This window comes from Kurthia sp. ISK08, assembly GCF_046159805.1.
GTDB lineage: Bacteria > Bacillota > Bacilli > Bacillales_A > Planococcaceae > Kurthia > Kurthia gibsonii.
On record NZ_JBJXHL010000002.1, the window covers coordinates 244,702 to 261,502 of the forward strand.

The 16,801-nt window shown below is 36.3% G+C and carries 17 protein-coding genes, 2 pseudogenes and 1 other annotated feature; of the genes and pseudogenes, 18 read left to right on the plus strand and 1 reads right to left on the minus strand.

The window, feature by feature from the left end:
* Positions 1 to 15 precede the first annotated feature (15 nt).
* The gene (locus ACKVQX_RS04775; RefSeq protein WP_068452247.1) at positions 16 to 1,260 is read left to right on the plus strand and encodes a folylpolyglutamate synthase/dihydrofolate synthase family protein; all 1,245 of its coding nucleotides are present in this window, start codon (positions 16 to 18) and stop codon (positions 1,258 to 1,260) included.
* Positions 1,261 to 1,331: 71 nt separating this feature from the next.
* Here the strand turns inward: ACKVQX_RS04775 and ACKVQX_RS04780 are convergent, their stop codons facing one another.
* Positions 1,332 to 2,876 carry a hypothetical protein gene (locus ACKVQX_RS04780; protein WP_325943291.1) on the minus strand — a complete coding sequence of 515 codons (1,545 nt, stop codon included), beginning with the start codon at positions 2,874 to 2,876 and terminating at the stop codon, positions 1,332 to 1,334.
* A 361-nt stretch (positions 2,877 to 3,237) separates the two neighbouring features.
* Between ACKVQX_RS04780 and pilM the strand changes: the two genes are divergently transcribed.
* The 17 genes and pseudogenes from pilM (at position 3,238) to obgE (ending at position 16,784) form a co-directional block, all read left to right on the plus strand.
* The gene (gene pilM / locus ACKVQX_RS04785; protein WP_068452253.1) at positions 3,238 to 4,218 is read left to right on the plus strand and encodes a type IV pilus biogenesis protein PilM; all 981 of its coding nucleotides are present in this window, start codon (positions 3,238 to 3,240) and stop codon (positions 4,216 to 4,218) included.
* The gene (locus tag ACKVQX_RS04790) at positions 4,215 to 4,808 is read left to right on the plus strand and encodes a hypothetical protein (RefSeq protein WP_068452256.1); all 594 of its coding nucleotides are present in this window, start codon (positions 4,215 to 4,217) and stop codon (positions 4,806 to 4,808) included. Before pilM ends, ACKVQX_RS04790 begins: the two co-directional genes overlap by 4 nt.
* Complete coding sequence (locus ACKVQX_RS04795; RefSeq protein WP_068452259.1) at positions 4,808 to 5,509, plus strand: hypothetical protein; 702 nt, start codon at positions 4,808 to 4,810, stop codon at positions 5,507 to 5,509. Before ACKVQX_RS04790 ends, ACKVQX_RS04795 begins: the two co-directional genes overlap by 1 nt.
* Positions 5,510 to 5,730: 221 nt before the next feature.
* Positions 5,731 to 6,300, plus strand: a complete 570-nt coding sequence (locus tag ACKVQX_RS04800; RefSeq protein ID WP_068452262.1) for a hypothetical protein — start codon at positions 5,731 to 5,733, stop codon at positions 6,298 to 6,300.
* Positions 6,300 to 6,851 (plus strand): annotated as a pseudogene (gene radC / locus ACKVQX_RS04805) (RadC family protein); the annotation flags it as partial. The gene ACKVQX_RS04800 and the pseudogene radC, both read left to right, overlap by 1 nt.
* Before the next feature lie 569 nt (positions 6,852 to 7,420).
* Positions 7,421 to 9,304, plus strand: coding sequence for a reverse transcriptase domain-containing protein (locus ACKVQX_RS04810; RefSeq protein WP_409136056.1), 1,884 nt, complete (start codon positions 7,421 to 7,423; stop codon positions 9,302 to 9,304).
* Between the two features lie 79 nt (positions 9,305 to 9,383).
* Positions 9,384 to 9,524 (plus strand): annotated as a pseudogene (locus ACKVQX_RS04815) (JAB domain-containing protein); the annotation flags it as partial.
* Between the two features lie 93 nt (positions 9,525 to 9,617).
* The gene (locus ACKVQX_RS04820; RefSeq protein WP_068452268.1) at positions 9,618 to 10,637 is read left to right on the plus strand and encodes a rod shape-determining protein; all 1,020 of its coding nucleotides are present in this window, start codon (positions 9,618 to 9,620) and stop codon (positions 10,635 to 10,637) included.
* 16 nt (positions 10,638 to 10,653) lie between these two features.
* Positions 10,654 to 11,556 carry a rod shape-determining protein MreC gene (gene mreC / locus ACKVQX_RS04825; RefSeq protein ID WP_068452271.1) on the plus strand — a complete coding sequence of 301 codons (903 nt, stop codon included), beginning with the start codon at positions 10,654 to 10,656 and terminating at the stop codon, positions 11,554 to 11,556.
* The gene (gene mreD, locus ACKVQX_RS04830) at positions 11,556 to 12,083 is read left to right on the plus strand and encodes a rod shape-determining protein MreD (RefSeq protein WP_068452275.1); all 528 of its coding nucleotides are present in this window, start codon (positions 11,556 to 11,558) and stop codon (positions 12,081 to 12,083) included. Before mreC ends, mreD begins: the two co-directional genes overlap by 1 nt.
* Positions 12,084 to 12,101: 18 nt before the next feature.
* Positions 12,102 to 12,773, plus strand: a complete 672-nt coding sequence (locus ACKVQX_RS04835; RefSeq protein WP_068452278.1) for a septum site-determining protein MinC — start codon at positions 12,102 to 12,104, stop codon at positions 12,771 to 12,773.
* A gap of 1 nt (position 12,774) precedes the next feature.
* Entirely contained in the window at positions 12,775 to 13,572 is a 798-nt protein-coding gene (gene minD / locus ACKVQX_RS04840; protein WP_068452281.1) for a septum site-determining protein MinD, read from the plus strand.
* Positions 13,573 to 13,728: 156 nt separating this feature from the next.
* Positions 13,729 to 13,801, plus strand: a sequence feature (ribosomal protein L21 leader region).
* A 13-nt stretch (positions 13,802 to 13,814) separates the two neighbouring features.
* Positions 13,815 to 14,123, plus strand: coding sequence for a 50S ribosomal protein L21 (gene rplU / locus ACKVQX_RS04845; RefSeq protein ID WP_068452285.1), 309 nt, complete (start codon positions 13,815 to 13,817; stop codon positions 14,121 to 14,123).
* A gap of 22 nt (positions 14,124 to 14,145) precedes the next feature.
* Positions 14,146 to 14,487 (plus strand): ribosomal-processing cysteine protease Prp, encoded by a 342-nt coding sequence (locus tag ACKVQX_RS04850; RefSeq protein ID WP_068452288.1) that lies wholly within the window; start codon positions 14,146 to 14,148, stop codon positions 14,485 to 14,487.
* A gap of 13 nt (positions 14,488 to 14,500) precedes the next feature.
* A complete protein-coding gene (rpmA, locus tag ACKVQX_RS04855; RefSeq protein WP_068452291.1) occupies positions 14,501 to 14,794 on the plus strand; it encodes a 50S ribosomal protein L27 in 294 nt (97 codons plus the stop codon).
* Positions 14,795 to 14,954: 160 nt separating this feature from the next.
* Positions 14,955 to 15,491, plus strand: a complete 537-nt coding sequence (locus ACKVQX_RS04860) for a Spo0B domain-containing protein (protein ID WP_068452294.1) — start codon at positions 14,955 to 14,957, stop codon at positions 15,489 to 15,491.
* 3 nt (positions 15,492 to 15,494) lie between these two features.
* Positions 15,495 to 16,784, plus strand: a complete 1,290-nt coding sequence (gene obgE, locus ACKVQX_RS04865) for a GTPase ObgE (protein WP_068452297.1) — start codon at positions 15,495 to 15,497, stop codon at positions 16,782 to 16,784.
* Positions 16,785 to 16,801: the final 17 nt, after the last annotated feature.

The window sequence follows — 16,801 nt, forward strand, 5'->3', positions numbered from 1 at the left end:
GGTAGGGAAAATTCCATGATTCCAATGTTTGAAGAATATCAAAATACATATAAAATTGAGAGTGCAAATGAGATTAAGCCTGGTCTTGAAGCGATTCAAGTAGCGATGGAGAAGTTAGGTAATCCACAACTTGCTGTACCAACCATCCATGTCGCAGGTACGAATGGCAAAGGTTCTACAATTCGCATGATCGAACGAATCGCACAGGAACATGGTTTGACGACTGCAACATTTATGTCACCCTGTATCGAAAATGTCCACGATCAAATTCGGTTGAATGGACAATCGATTACACCTGAGCGGATGAATCGAGCGTTCGAAGAAGCGAAAGAAGCAGGGCTAAGTGGCTTATTGACAGAATTTGAATTATTAACAGTTATCGCTTTTATTGCCATTCGTCAAGCTAAACCAGACCTTGCGATGATCGAGAGTGGTATGGGTGGGCGTTTTGATAGTACGAATGTGGTAGAGCCCATTGTATCAGTCATTCCAAGTATTGCATTAGAGCATACGAATTTTTTAGGTGATACACTAGAAAAGATTGCATGGCATAAAGCTGGGATTATTAAAAAGAATGGCTATGCTGTAATAGGTGAAATGCCTGAAACTGCACAAAAAGTAATCGAAGAAGAAGCGCATATGCAACAAGCAACGATTAAAATAAATGGCAAAGATTTTAAAGTGTTAGATGATACGTGGTCGAATGAAGTAATCTGTATGTCAGGATTACATCCAAGCTTAAAAGGCGAACACCAAAAAGGGAATATGGCACTCGCGATTCAAGCATTTATAGAGGTGGCGAAAGTACTGCATATTGAATTAGTAGAAGATAGAGTTCAACAAGCTGTAGCAACTACTAATCTTGAAGGGCGTTTTGAACAACTTGCTTCACATGTTTGGTTAGATGGAGCGCATAATCCAGCAAGTGCAAGGAGCTTGCGAAAAACCATTCAACAAGTATTGAAAGGCGAAAAAGTGACGATGGTTGTTGGGATTTTAAAAGATAAGGATGTAGAAGCGGTATTGCGTGAACTTGAACAAGTGTCAGATGATTTTATCTTTGTAGCAGTTGAGCGTGAACAAGATCGATTAATGCAACCAGAAGAATTAATGAAGTTAAGTCATGCAAAGCACAAACAAATTGCATCATCTGTTTTACAAGCTGTTCAAGAGAAGCAAAAAGAAGGGTCTGTAGTCGTAACAGGTTCACTCTATCTTTTAGCGCAGTGGCGTTCGATTTTACAGCAAGTATTAGAATGAAGAATTTTATTCTAACTGAATGTAAGAAAAGCCAACATCACGCTTGTAGCACGATGTTGGCTTTTTGTCTTTTATTCAGACTGTTTAATTTGTCCGTACAAAGCAAAATGTTTCGGTTTATCATATACTGCATATTGAATCGGAATATTAACATTGTCTTTTAACGGTTTATGCTGCACATTTGAGTCTGTAACGACAATGGCTTGACCAAGAATAGAACCTTTAAAGTTTGTCTTGTCTTTCAATTCAATATTCGCTTTCGGTGCGAGTAATAATTTTCCTATATTTGTTTTCCCACCATTCATGACTACACGTTTACCACCCGATAAAATATTGCCTTTATACGTGTTTGCTCGTAAAGTGACATCTGCTTTTTTAGTATAAATAAAACCACTACTACGGAAATTTTTCGAGAATTCTAAAGCAGCATCCCCATCAAAATAAGTAGCGACTTTTGCTTCTTCTGCTATAATCTTACCTTCAGATTCACCCATTTCTTGAATGAATAATTTGAGTGTTCCACTGCCTAAAATATGAAGTTTTGCGCCACCAGTTAAATTTAGTGTATCTAATCGTAAAGTTTGTACACCGTCGCCAATATCAATATAAGTATCTACACCGTCCAGTGTTAACTCTTGAAGACGTTCTTCAGAAGAAGTGAATTGATAAGGTGTTTCGATTGAGAAGTCTTCTTGCGTTTTATCGGTTACGGTTAGGACACCATTTTGTAAGTAATAATACTTGATTTTTTTATCTTTTTTTTCAGGGTCTGGATTAGGGATAATTTCAGTTACATATTTTTCTTCTTCATTATATGGCTGTTCATCGATTGTTTTTAATTCATTCGTTGGGAAGGTTGGTAAAAAATTATTGAAATTTTGTTCATTCCAAATTTTTAAATCCGATGCTTCTGTATTCCCATCGTTAAAACATTCATTTAAATAATTTGTTCTGGTCATTTCATATTGGCAAGAAGAACCATCTATTTGAATATTGCGTGGATTTTTACTCGCCATTAATCCCCAAACCTTTGAAGCATTCTGGACAACAATTTCCTTAGATGCATGAATGGCATAAGGTGGCTCATAGCGACCTTGCCTCATCGTTGTATCAATTTCTAAGTCTAATTGAAGGGATTGCTTTAATTTTGTCTGCTCTCCACCGATACGTCCAGTCGATTGAATTGTATATTGATTTGGTTTTGAATCTTTTATAATGAGTGTGGTAGAGGTCGGCTGTATATCATCTACTTTTTGATGTGTGTCCCATGTTTTCGGGATACCTGATTTACGGTTTAATAAAGTTTGAATTTTATAAAGAGAAATTTCTTTTACATCAAAGGCTGCTTTTTCAGATGGACTTAATCGCTCGTATCGTTTTTGAACATCTTGATAAATTTTTACCATCTGTTGTTTAATTTCTAGTCGTGCATAATCTAATCCTTCATTTGCAACTAGATAGCTTCCTTTCGTATCTTTTGTTGTGACAAGAGGAATTTGTTTTCCTTCCACTGCTTTGTTCACAATGAAGCCAGAAATAATGAATAGACTAATTAATAAAATTGCAATGAGCGACCCATTCTTTTTTTGTAAAGGTCGCTTGTTTGTTTTTCTCACGTAATTCACCCCGGTTAATCAATTTGATTTCTGTGTATGTAAAAAGTCATGTTATTTATAATATACCCATTTTTTTCTATTTTAGCTCTTTTTTTGATGTATTATAGTAATAATCGTTTTTTTTAATGTAATTATCATACAATTTACAAAAAGTGTACTCAATAGCTATCTTGTTAATTTTTAGGGCAATATATTTATTTTACAAACTAAAAGTATTATAATAAAAAAACGTATGAAAGAAAAAAATAAATTCTATCTTTTTCCTTAAAATGTATTTGTTATGTAAAAAAATAGGGTATGTATCCAAGTAGTAACATGTGGAATGTATAATTAAAAGAGAGAAAAAGAGGAGGTACCCAAAATGTTAGGCAATAAGAAAAAGACTTTGTCTATTGTTTATAATGACTTTATGGTAAGTATGTTAGCGGTTGTAGGAAACGATTTGAGGAAGGGAATTACATATCAGATTCCTCTACAGGAAGGAATCGTACAACATGGACGTATTTTAGATCCAGATTCTTTTTATCGCGCTTTAAAAACCCCTTTAAAAAATTTAAAAATTAAAAAGTATCATGTACGTGTTATTGTACCGAATCATGATGTTGAAATGAAACAAATTATTATTCCAGAGAATTTAACAACATTTGACGAAGTTGATGATTATATATTTAAAGAAATTGGTAAATCAATTCATTTAGCATTCGAAACTCCTGTTGTTGATATTTATGATGAAGATCCAACGGATGGTGAGGCGATGCTTTTTGCAACAGAGCGTAATGAAGTCGATAAAATTATTGAAGTTGTGGAATCACTAGGTCAAATACCAGAAGTTGTCGATATTAAATCTTTAGCAAACTTACGTACATTAGAAAAAGTAATGCCTTCTTATACTGAAAAAACATCGATGATATTAGATTGGTCCATCAATGAAGTGACAATGTCGATTGTTGAAAATCATCATGTCAAATTATTGCGTACGCATACAATTCCAACAACACAGTCAGATTGGATGTTAAAAGAACAAGAAGCACACAGTTTTACACATACATTGTCTAATCATATTGAAATGTATATGGATGAACTCAGCCATGCATTCGTTGAAATTCAACATATATGCCAGTTTTACGAAATATCTTTAAATAAAGGAATGAAGCAAGTTCAACAACTCATTGTATTAGGTGATCATCCAATGTTGCCAGAGATTACAGAGTTATTGCGCGTGAAATTCCCATTAGAAGTAGTTCAAATAACAGATGAACAAGTAGGGGAAGTTTTTGCAACGTATCAATTAAAACATTGTAGTTTACTTGGATTAGAGATGAAGGAGGCTTCGATGGTATGATTCCAAATATTAACCTCCTGCCGCAAGATCAGTATCAACCCAAAAGAAAAAATAGTTTAATGAAACTAATCATCATTATTTTATTGTTTATTGTAATTATTTTTTATGGTATTAACTATTATTTGTTAAGTAATGATATTGCGAAAATGGAGAAGAAAACTGATCAGTTAGCGACACAAATTCAAACAGAAGAAAAAACGTTAACACAAGTACAAAGTAATCCATCTTATGCGATTGCAACGTCTGTACAATTTGCTGAGAAATACCAAACACCTATATCAAATATTATTGAAGTCGCTAATAAATATATGACAGGTTCTGGTGAATTAGCAGGGTTAGATTATAAAGATGGCCAGGTTGAATTTATCGTGTATTTTGATAATTTAAATGAAGCTTCGACATTTGTTCGTAATTTAGATAATGAGGCAATCTTCAAAACAGTAAAACTTGATTCAGCTTCGACTTTTACAAAAGTAGATGTGGATAATGTTGGTGAAGAACAGACATTGAATGAGAATGCACAGTACAAAGCGATTATTCTTACGACATTAAATCCATCAGCAACTATTAAAACGGGGGGTGCGAAATAATGCGTGCAAAAAAGAAGAAAAATAATTCATTTGTGTACACATTATCCATTCTCCTCGTTATAGCGATTGGTGTGGGATTATACTACTATGTGTTGAAACCAGAAATGGTTTTATACGATTCACTTAATCAAAAATATACTGAACAACAAAAGTACTTAACTAAATTATCGACTGAACAAAGTCAAGCAAAAAAAGAAGTTGAACGTGCACGTACGATGAAGTCACTTGAATCGAAAATTCCTGCAAATGCGGATTTACAAAGTATTGTAGATGCTTTAGATGAAGTGGAGTATGCAAGTTCAGCAGCTGTAACAAATATTCGTTTTAATAACTATGAAGAAGAGACCAAAGAGGTGCTTGATGAAAAGAGCACGAGTCTAACAGAAGCAGAGCTATTCCAAGTAGATGGGAATGAATTACCAATTTCTCCGTTAGCAAATCAGAAAAAGCCAGAACACTTGAAGTTAATAACAATGGATTTATCTGTGAGTGCATATGATGTAAAAGATTTGAATCGCTTTATTAATAAAATAGAAAAATTGTCGCGTTTGTTCATTGTGGATGCAGTTAAGTATGAAAATACGAATGAAAAAGAAGGTTTAGTTACAGCGAAAATACAAGCGACAACATTTTATGTAGAAACAAAAAGTAAAAAAGAAACAACTAAAGTAGCGAATGAGCAAAAGACCGTGAGTAAATAATTGATGTTATGCGCATTTATAAAAGTACACCCGTCATTAATCTAGATGATGCAAGGGTGTACTTTTTTTGTGAAAGTCGCTTTATTTTAAATCTAAAAAGAAAAATGAGTTTTTTTATAAAAAAAGAGTTAAATAAAGGATTGTTTTTGGTAAATAAAGTGAATAGTACAAAGAGTCCTTTTTAACCATACGCTATAATTTATGGAAAAAGGAGGAATTATATGAACCCCACACCAATCCATATTATAAGTTCTAACCCTTATGAAAAGGGGATATGGCAAAAATATTTTGAATATATGTCATATCAAACATTTGAATTGCCTAATGAGTATATACATGAACATCAACAAGTAAGTGAAGTACATCTTTATTTATACCAATTACTAACAGGTATTTATGATGTATATCGTTTAGCCTATCACCACTTTTTTGAAGTAGAAAAGAAAAAGCTTACGTATGAACAATGGTTATTTTATGTAAAAAAACATCCTTTTGCAAAAACAAAAGTAACGACAATGATTTTACTTAAATATCGTCAATATATTTTAACTGATGTTTATGAAACGCCTGTTCGTTCTTTACAGCCGCAAATAAAAAACCTTCAAAAATATATTCAAACTAAGGAACCTTTTTTAGATGATGTTAGTTATAATAGGGTAGGAGAAGGGCAAACTTGTAAAGACGGTAGTGAATATATTTTCACGCATGCAATTGAGTTGCCATTCCAAAGGGTTGAAATGATGTTGAGAAAGTTGGCGGAAATGGAACATCTTGATGAGGTGATGTCATGATGAAAGAAGTCAATCATTGTATCCAACAAGTAGCAACACAAGAACGACCGAGAGAACGATTGGTTTTGTTTGGTGCAGAACAACTTTCGAATCATGAGCTATTAGCGATTTTAATTGGCTCAGGAACGAAAAAAGAATCTGTTCTTGATATTGCAACACGATTATTAAATCAGTTTGAAACATTACTCAATTTGAAGCATGCCACAATTGAAGAACTGCAAGCAGTTGATGGAATTGGTCGCGTTAAAGCGATGTATTTATTGGCGGCTTTTGAACTAGGAAGAAGAAGTCATCTTCCGAATCGTTTAGAGCGAACGGTTGTGAAACATCCAGATGATGCAGCAGACTATCTAATGTCTGATTTAGCACAGTTAATGCAAGAGCATTTTGTCGTTCTATTTCTCAATGTGAAAAATGAAATCATACATAAGCAGACGATTTTTATCGGTAGCTTAAATGCGAGCATTGTTCATCCGAGAGAGATTTTTCGTGAAGCAGTAAAGCGCTCGGCAGCATCAATTATATGCGCGCATAATCATCCGTCAGGAGTGCGCCTGCAAGGTGCGTAATTTTAGTGATTTCTAAAGAAATCTAGAACTCCTTACAGTGTTCTATGGTCAGCATCTTACCTTGAGGAGAAATCCATAGAGGGAACATAGCATGATGTGAAAAGGAGAAGAGACGACAAAACTATCTAATGTCGAGTCAGTTCTTCAGACCAAGTGATATATGGTAAAAGCTAAACTGCTTGAATCCTAGACGAATGAGCGATGGGTGCGCCGTTGTCTACGATAGTTAACAGGTAACGAGGACAAAATGGGAGACACATCGACGCTGTGTTTGCTGGGTATTGCCTGAGCCCTGTCCATAGTAAGGTTTGTCCTTCAATCCTCAACTAGAGGAAACCGTCGAAAGGGATACCTAACCATCACGTATCTAAAATTATGACATAATGCAGGGATTACCTAAGTGCAAGTGCCATTTGGCTATTAGACATAGGTCTATGAAAATTGCATATGGTAACGGAGTCTCCATAGTACCCAACGTTTGCTTGTAATGAGTTTAGCAGGGGGAAGGGAGACAGGTTGATGTTAACGTTAACTAGAAAGGAGTCATGAATATGGCAACCAATCCATTTCGACAGTTAGACGTTATAAGGAACGCTTCTCAAAAAGGAAACACCATTACGGATTGTTATCGTCTTATGTATAACAAAGAGTTGTGGATTAAAGCATATGCAAAACTATATCCGAATGCAGGAAATCTAACAAAAGGAACATCTAATGAAACAATAGATGGTTTCAGTTTACAAAAAATAGATGACATCATAGAGCAATTAAAGGCTGGAACATTCCGTTTTGCACCAGTAAGAAGGGTTTACATTCCTAAATCAAATGGAAAAAAGAGACCTCTAGGAGTTCCTAATTTTAAAGATAAGTTAGTACAGGAAGTTATGAGAATGATATTGGAAAATGTTTATGAACCAAGATTCTCTGACAACTCACATGGGTTTAGAGAAGGTAGAAGCTGTCATACAGCACTTTCTCAAATTAAAAACACATGGAAAGGATTAACGTGGTGTATTGAAGGAGATATTAAAGGCTTCTTTGACCATATTGACCATACTGTACTATTAAAACTTATCTCCAGGAGAATAAATGACCATCGTTTCCTGCTATTAATTCATAATGCACTAACCAGTGGTGTAATGGAGAATTGGACATACCATAAAACCTACAGTGGTACACCACAAGGAGGAATCATTTCTCCTATCTTAGCTAATATCTATCTTCATGAGTTCGACCTCTTTATGGAAAAACAAATGGAGGCATTTGATAAAGGTAAAGTTAGAGAAAGAAATGAAGATTATATTAAGATTCGAACAAAAATCAGTTCACTGTCACGAAAGATTAAAAGACTCGATGAAAGAAACGGACATAATCATTGGGAAGGTAGGAGAGAATTAGTCCTCAGTATTCAGGAACTTAAAGCAAAACAAATAGAAGTTCCCTCTATCAATCCAATGGATAAAAACTATCAAAGAATGAAATATGTCCGTTATGCTGATGACTTTGTGATAGGAATTGCTGGCTCAAAACAAAGTGCTATGAAAATAAAGGAAACGATTAAATATTTTCTTGAGAAGGAACTCCATCTTGAACTTAGTGACGAAAAAACACTAGTTACCCATCTAGAAAACTCAGTTCCCTTTCTTGGATATGAATTTCACAGATGGGATGAGGTTAAGGTCAAGAGGGTTACTTACAAAAACCAAAAACATCCATTAAAAAAGAGAACCTTATCAGGTGCTATAAAGTTAGAGATTCCTGAAAAGAAAATCAAAGAATTTGCAATTAAAAACGGATACGGTAATTTAGACAACTTTAAAATTATCCACAGAACAAAACTCATAAACAATACGGAAATGGAAATTCTTCATACCTATAACGCTGAATTGCGAGGAATCGCCAACTACTACAAGTTAGCTAATAACTATCATCATTTAGATAAACTATTTTACTTAGCTGAAAGTAGTTTCATAAAAACAATCGCTAATAAACGAAGAAGTACCTCTATGAAGGTTGCTTCCAGTATGAGAACTCATAAACAAGGTGTCCTATCCCTTGTTAGGAAAGACAAACACGGCAATGAAAAACTACATCAATTCGTAAAGCTGAAAGAACTGCCGAAGTATAAAGGTGCAATCAAAGCAGACTCTCCCAATATTGATGTATTGGTAAATACAATGAAATATTCGGGTAGAACTGAATTTGAACAGCGTTTATTAGCAAACAAATGTGAAGCGTGTGGTACAACAGAAGGTCAGATGGAAGTTCATCATATCCGTAAATTAAAGGACTTGAAGAATAAAAAACACTTAACATATTTGGACAAGAAAATGATAGAACGCAACAGGAAAACCATTGTTCTATGCTACAAGTGCCATCATGACCACCATGAGAAACAAATTCCGATTAGTCAACTGGCGAGCCGTATACGCTGAAAGGTGTACGTACGGTTCTGAGGGGGGAACTGTGAAACCTGCTTTGGAAACAAAGCAAGGCGCATGGTTCCTACCCTACAATCCAACTCCAAGCCCTGAAGATATAGAAGTAACGAAGAGAATAGCAGAAGCCGGAGGAATTATTGGAATTGATTTACTAGATCATATTATCATAGGCGATTATCGGTATATTAGTATGAAAGGAAAAGGTTTCTTCTGATACTGTTCCTTTTTATATTTTTCCGTTATAATGAAACGTATGATTTTATGACAGCTAGTTATTATAAACGGCTAAGGAAAGGAAGAAATTAACGTGTTCGGATTAGGTGGAAAAGATGTCGGTATTGACCTTGGCACAGCAAACACACTTGTATTTATTAAAGGGAAGGGTGTCGTACTACGTGAACCATCTGTTGTAGCGAAAAATACGCAAACAAACACAACAGTAGCAGTAGGTAACGAGGCTAAAAATATGATTGGTCGTACACCAGGATCAATCGTAGCAATTCGTCCAATGAAAGATGGCGTTATTGCAGATTTTGATATCACAACGACAATGATTAAGCATTACTTACAAAATGCTTTAAAAGTAGTAGGTAGTTCATTCAAAAAACCAAACGTTGTTATATGTGTACCATATGGTATTACGTCAGTAGAAAAGCGTGCAGTAATTGATGCAGCACGTCAAGCGGGTGCTCGTGAAGCGTTCGTAATTGAAGAACCATTTGCAGCAGCAATCGGCGCAAATTTACCAGTATCAGAACCTACAGGTAGTATGGTTGTAGATATCGGTGGCGGTACAACAGAAGTAGCAGTAATCTCACTTGGTGGTATTGTAATCAGTGAATCTGTACGTGTAGCAGGTGATGCAATGGACCAAGCGATTATTGCATACATCCGTAAATCATATAACCTAACAATTGGTGAGCGTACAGCTGAAACAATTAAAATGGAGATTGGTTCTGCGACAAGTTCAATGGATGAAGAGCAAAAAATGGAGATTCGTGGACGTGACCTTGTAACAGGTTTACCAAAAACAATCGAAATTTCTTCTATTGAAATTGCAGATTCATTACGTGAATCGATTTCAGCAATTATTGATGGTGTAAAGAAAACTTTAGAACAAACACCACCAGAGCTTTCAGCTGATGTTATGGAGCGCGGTATTGTCTTAACAGGTGGCGGAGCATTACTTCGCAACTTAGATAAAGTAATTAGTGATGAAACAAACATGCCTGTATTTATTGCAGAAAATCCATTAGATTGTGTAGCGATTGGGACAGGTATGTCATTAGACCAAATCGATACATTAAAACAACAGCAAACAATTTAAGGGAGGGGAATCGGCAATGCCACAATTCTTATCGAATAAACGATTAATATTTCTTCTTATCGGAGTCATTCTGTTAGTGGCATTGATCAGTTGGACCTTAAGCGATCGCGATAAGGTATCACTCCCTGAACAAATTATTAAAGATACAGTCGGCTTAGGACAGAATATTGTTGCTAAGCCGGCTGGTTATGTTACAGGGCTTATTAATAGTGTAGATGACTTATTGAACACATATGATGAGAATAAGCGTCTTAAATCACGATTAGAAGAATTTGGTACACTTCAAGCAGAAGTAAATGAATTAGAAGTTGAAAATAAAAAGCTTCAAAAGTTATTAGATAAAAAAACGGATCTTCGTGTATATGATCCAATTCAAGCGAATGTTATCGCGCGAAATCCTGACCAATGGGAAGAAAAGTTAATTCTAAATGAAGGATCTTCAAATGGCGTGAAAAATAACATGGCTGTTTTAACATCTGAGGGCTTAGTTGGGAAGGTTGTTCAAACAACACCTTACACATCAGAAGTAGAATTATTATCAACGAATAATACAAATTACCGCGTATCGGCTACTGTCTCAAGTAAAGGCAAAGAAGCGCGTGGTTTAATTGAAGGTTATGATGCAAAAAGAGGCGAATTAATGCTAAAACGTATTGATTCAAAATTGAAAATTAAAAAAGGTGATAAAGTAACAACTTCTGGTTTAGGGGGTATTTTCCCTAAAGGTATTTTAATTGGAGAAGTAACAAAAGTGACAACGGATGATTTCGGTCTAACAAAATTAGCGTATGTTAAACCAGCAGCTGATTTCCAAATGATTGATCACGTAGTTATTGCAAAACGTCAAGCAATCCAAGTGGATGGTTCAGACGGTGATGCTACGAATAAAAACCTTTCTTCAGAAGGGAATGACAAGTAATGGCGAAGTATTTAATTCCTGCTGTCGCCGTCATTCTATTCTTCTTAGAAACAGAATTCTCACTTTTTTCACCGATTGATATTAATGGTCAACGAGAATATTTAGTTCCTCGCTTTGTTATTCTTTATTTAATTTTCCTCTCTATCTATTATGATAAGAAGCGCGCAATGATTTATGGACTTGTTTTTGGACTCGTGTACGATATTTTTTACATTGATATTATCGGTTTGTACACTTTCCTTTATCCGTTCATTTGTTTTATTGCTGGTTCTACAGTAAAATATATACATCAGCATCTAGTTGTCACAACAACATTATCATTATTGCTCGTAGCACTTCTGGAAATTGCGTTGCATCAATTTTTCTTACTCATAGGTTATACTGATATTTCTTTTACAGAATTTTTAAATCATCGTTTAGTACCGACAATGATTGCCAACTCTGTATTTTTAATTATGCTTGGTTGGACGTTTAAGTACTTACTTGAAGCAAGGGTTCTAGAAAAAGCAAATCAGTCAATAATTTAATGGAGTGAGGTGGCTTTTTTGACAACGAAACAACTTGTCAGTCTAAAGGGGACAAAAGAAGGTTTTGTCCTCAAATTAGACGACCAATGTGGCTATGAGGAATTATTGCGTGAATTGGAAGGAAAGCTTGCAGAAGATCGTCTTGATGAACAAGTAGAGGTCCAGATTGCAATCGGAAACCGTTATTGTACAGATGAACAAATGAATGAATTGCTTCAAGCAGTACAGGAAGCATTGAATGTTCGCGTATCGAAAGTGAAAAGTGACGTCATTACGATTGAAGAATCGAACCAGCGTATAATGGAAAGTCAGTCTTCTACATATATTGGCATCGTACGCTCTGGTCAAACTGTCAGTTCAGAAGGAGATCTTGTCATTGTTGGAGATGTAAATCCGAATGCACAAGTTACAGCAGGCGGAAGTATTTATGTCTTAGGAAAGTTAAAAGGAAGAGCACATGCAGGGAAAAATGGCAACTGTGAGGCAGTTATTGGAGCGTCATTTTTATCCGCTACACATTTAGCAATTGGTCATGTTCTTGAAATCATGACGAATGAAAAGCAAGAGTTGGCTGAAACACCAGAAATGGAATGTGCTTATTTACTTGATGACGAGACAATTGGCATTAAAAGGCTTCAAGAACTGCGTATTATTAGACCGAATTTGTCTACGTTTAAGGGAGGAAGCTAATGTGGGAGAAGCTATTGTAATTACTTCCGGTAAGGGTGGAGTTGGTAAAACAACAACCACTGCCAATCTAGGGACTGCATTGGCACTGCAAGGGAAGTCCGTCTGTTTAGTCGATACAGACATCGGACTACGTAACCTAGATGTTATTTTAGGGTTAGAAAATCGTATTATCTACGATTTAGTCGATGTGATTGAAGGACGATGTAAAGTTCATCAGGCACTTGTAAAAGATAAGCGATTTGAAGAATTACTATATTTATTACCTGCTGCACAAACAGCGGATAAGAATGCGGTTAACCCGCAACAAATGAAAGATTTAATCGATGAGTTAAAAGAACAATTTGACTATGTTTTAATTGACTGCCCAGCAGGAATTGAACAAGGTTACCGCAATGCAATTGCGGGTGCTGAACGAGCGATTGTTGTGACAACGCCAGAAATTTCAGCTGTTCGAGATGCAGATCGCATTATTGGCTTATTAGAGCAAGAAAATATCGAGCCACCCAAATTAATTATTAATCGTATTCGTACGCACCTGATGGATCGCGGCGAAACACTTGATATTAATGAGATTACAATGCATCTATCACTCGATTTAATTGGTATTATTCCAGATGATGATCGCGTTATTACATCTTCGAATAAGGGGGAACCGATTGTGTTAGAACCATCTACACAAGTGGGGAAAGCTTATCGTAATATCGTGAGACGTGTAATGGGTGAGTCTGTACCATTAATGACACTAGAAAAAGAAAAGCAAGGAATCTTCACTAAATTTAAAGCTTTATTTTCAAAATAAAGATGCGAGCGAATTTCACCGTTTTAGGTTTAGAAATTCGCTTTTTTCGTACAATAAAAAATTTTAGTTGTTATAAATAGAAGAATATACGTTATTATACGAAAGTAACTTGACGACTTTAAAACCGTATGGTATTATTTCATATGTTATGTAGCACCCGTGCTACAACCGCACTGACGAGGTTCAAGTATCTTTTAGATCACCTTTGAAGGCGAGTCTGAGTCTATTGAGGAGGTGCAGTTATGTACGCAATTATCGAAACAGGTGGTAAACAAATCAAAGTTGAAGCGGGCCAAGAAATCTACGTTGAAAAAATCAACGCTGAAGCTGGTGAAGTGGTAACTTTTGACAAGGTTCTTTTCGTTGGTGGTGACGACGTTAAAGTTGGAGCTCCATTCGTAGCTGGTGCAACAGTTACAGCTAAAGTTGAAAAACAAGGTCGTCAAAAGAAAATTACTGTTTTCAAACTTAAAGCTAAAAAGAACTACCGTCGTAAGCAAGGTCATAGACAACCTTACACTAAACTAGTAGTTGAAGCTATCAACGCTTAATTATTAGTGAGGTGAAAAAGTTATGATTACAGTAGAAATTCATAGTAATGAAAATCGAGAATCATATGGCTTTGAAATTTCAGGACATGCCTATTCAGGTGAACCTGGTCATGATTTAGTTTGTGCAGGCGCATCTGCTATTGCCTTTGGTAGTGCAAATGCGATTGGACAACTACTTCAAATTACGCCGGGAATCGAGCAAGGTGAAGAAGGCGGCTATTTATCAGTCGTTGTGGATCCTGCCGATTTAACTCCTGAACAAGACGCAAAACTGCAAACAATTCTTCAAACAATGGTAACCCAGTTTTATACGATGGTTGCTAGTTATGGAGATTATATCGAATTAAAATATAAAATGCTGTAGGAGGTGGAACATTATGTTATTGAAATTAGACTTACAGTTCTTCGCATCTAAAAAAGGTGTAGGTTCTACAAAAAACGGTCGTGATTCAGAGTCAAAACGTTTAGGCGCTAAACGTGCTGACGGTCAATTCGCTTCTGCTGGTTCAATTTTATACCGTCAACGCGGTACAAAAATTTACCCAGGTGAAAACGTTGGTCGTGGTGGCGATGATACTTTATTCGCTAAAGTAGACGGCATTGTTAAATTCGAACGTTACGGTCGCGATAAGAAGAAAGTTAGCGTGTATCCTGTAGCACAAGAAGCTTAATTTAAAAGTTAAGGACTGCAGTAATGCAGTCCTTTTTTGTGGTGAAAAAACGGTGTTTGCTTCAGATGCAAATACCGAATTTTTTTCGCTCAATAGAGAAATTTTCATAAAAAATTGTTATACTAACAACAAGAACATCTCGCTAAAGGAGTGTTTACTTGTGATAGATCAGCCACTATCCGTAAATGAAGTGCTTCGGCACATTCAACATGATTTTTTAAATCAATTACAATTAATCAAAATGAATCTGGCTCTAGACCATGTCGAAGAAGCCAATCAACTTGTTGACCAACTCTCAACAAAATATCAACGATTTTCAATTATAAATGGACTGAAATGTGCGCATTTAATCGAATGGCTTCAGACATGTCAGTGGCGTTTTCCTTCTATAACGATTACAATGGAGAGCGATATTTCCGATAGCGCTCCAACAGAGTGGGACGTTCCTCTGCGTAATTATTTAGAGAGCTCGCTACAGTCTGTACATGAAACAATCGACCCGTTTGTTGAACAAAATTGTCATATCTATGTGATGTCTACGAAACAAAAAGTGGAGATTGCAGTCGAGATGAAGGGACATTTTGAAAAAAGCGATTTTTCAATCCCGATTCAATCAGAAGATTTAAGTGTAATCCATGAGGAGTATTCAGATACAGTGTGGCGTTATCGTGTCATAGGAAGTAAGGAGGGAAAGTAAATAATGTTTGTCGATCACGTAAAGATTTATGTTAAAGGCGGTGACGGTGGCGATGGTATGGTCGCGTTCCGTCGAGAAAAATTTGTTCCAAATGGTGGACCAGCAGGTGGCGATGGTGGTAACGGTGGAGCCGTTATCTTCAAAGTAGATGAAGGACTTCGTACGTTAATGGATTTCCGATTCAAACGTCACTTCAAAGCTGAACCAGGTGAGAACGGTATGAGCAAGAACGCACATGGTCGCGGTGCAAAGCCAATGGTTGTTAGCGTGCCACCAGGTACAGTCGTAACAGAAGAAGAAACAGGTCGCGTTATTGCCGACTTAGTAGAACACGGACAAGAAGCAATCATTGCACGCGGTGGACGCGGTGGACGTGGTAACTCACGTTTTGCAACACCTGCAAATCCTGCGCCAGAACTTTCTGAAAAAGGAGAGCCAGGACAGGAACTTAATGTTATATTAGAGTTAAAGGTATTAGCTGATGTTGGTTTAGTTGGTTTCCCAAGTGTAGGTAAATCTACTTTACTATCAGTCGTATCTTCAGCAAAACCAAAAATTGGTGCATATCATTTTACAACGATTGTACCAAACTTAGGAATGGTTCAAGTCGGGGATGGCAAATCATTTGCAATGGCTGACTTACCAGGATTAATTGAAGGCGCTTCTGAAGGTGTGGGCTTAGGACACCAATTCTTACGTCATATCGAACGTACCCGTGTTATTGTACACGTAGTTGATATGTCAGCGATGGAAGGTCGCGACCCATACGAAGATTACCTAACGATTAATCGCGAGTTAGAGCAATATAATTTACGCTTAACTGAACGTCCACAAATTGTTGTAGCCAACAAAATGGACATGCCAGATGCAGAAGAAAATTTAGCTGAGTTTAGAAAGAAAGTAGGAGAAGATATTCAAATCTTCCCAATCTCAGCTGTTTCACGTCAAGGTTTACAAGAACTACTTTATGCAGTGTATGAATTACTAGAAGTAACACCTGAGTTCCTACTACACGATGATGAAGAGGAAGAAACAGATGCTACAGTACTTTACAAACATGAAATTAAAGGACCAGATTTCGTTGTAACACGCGACGATGACGGTGCTTTTGTATTAAGTGGTGACACAATCGAACGTCTATTCAAAATGACAGACTTTAGTCGTGAAGAATCAATTCGTCGCTTTGCACGCCAAATGCGTGGTATGGGTGTCGATGATGAGCTTCGTGAACAAGGTGCTGAAAATGGCGATACCGTTCGTATCTTAAAATTTGAATTTGAATTTGTAGAATAAACGATTCAGGGGGGAAA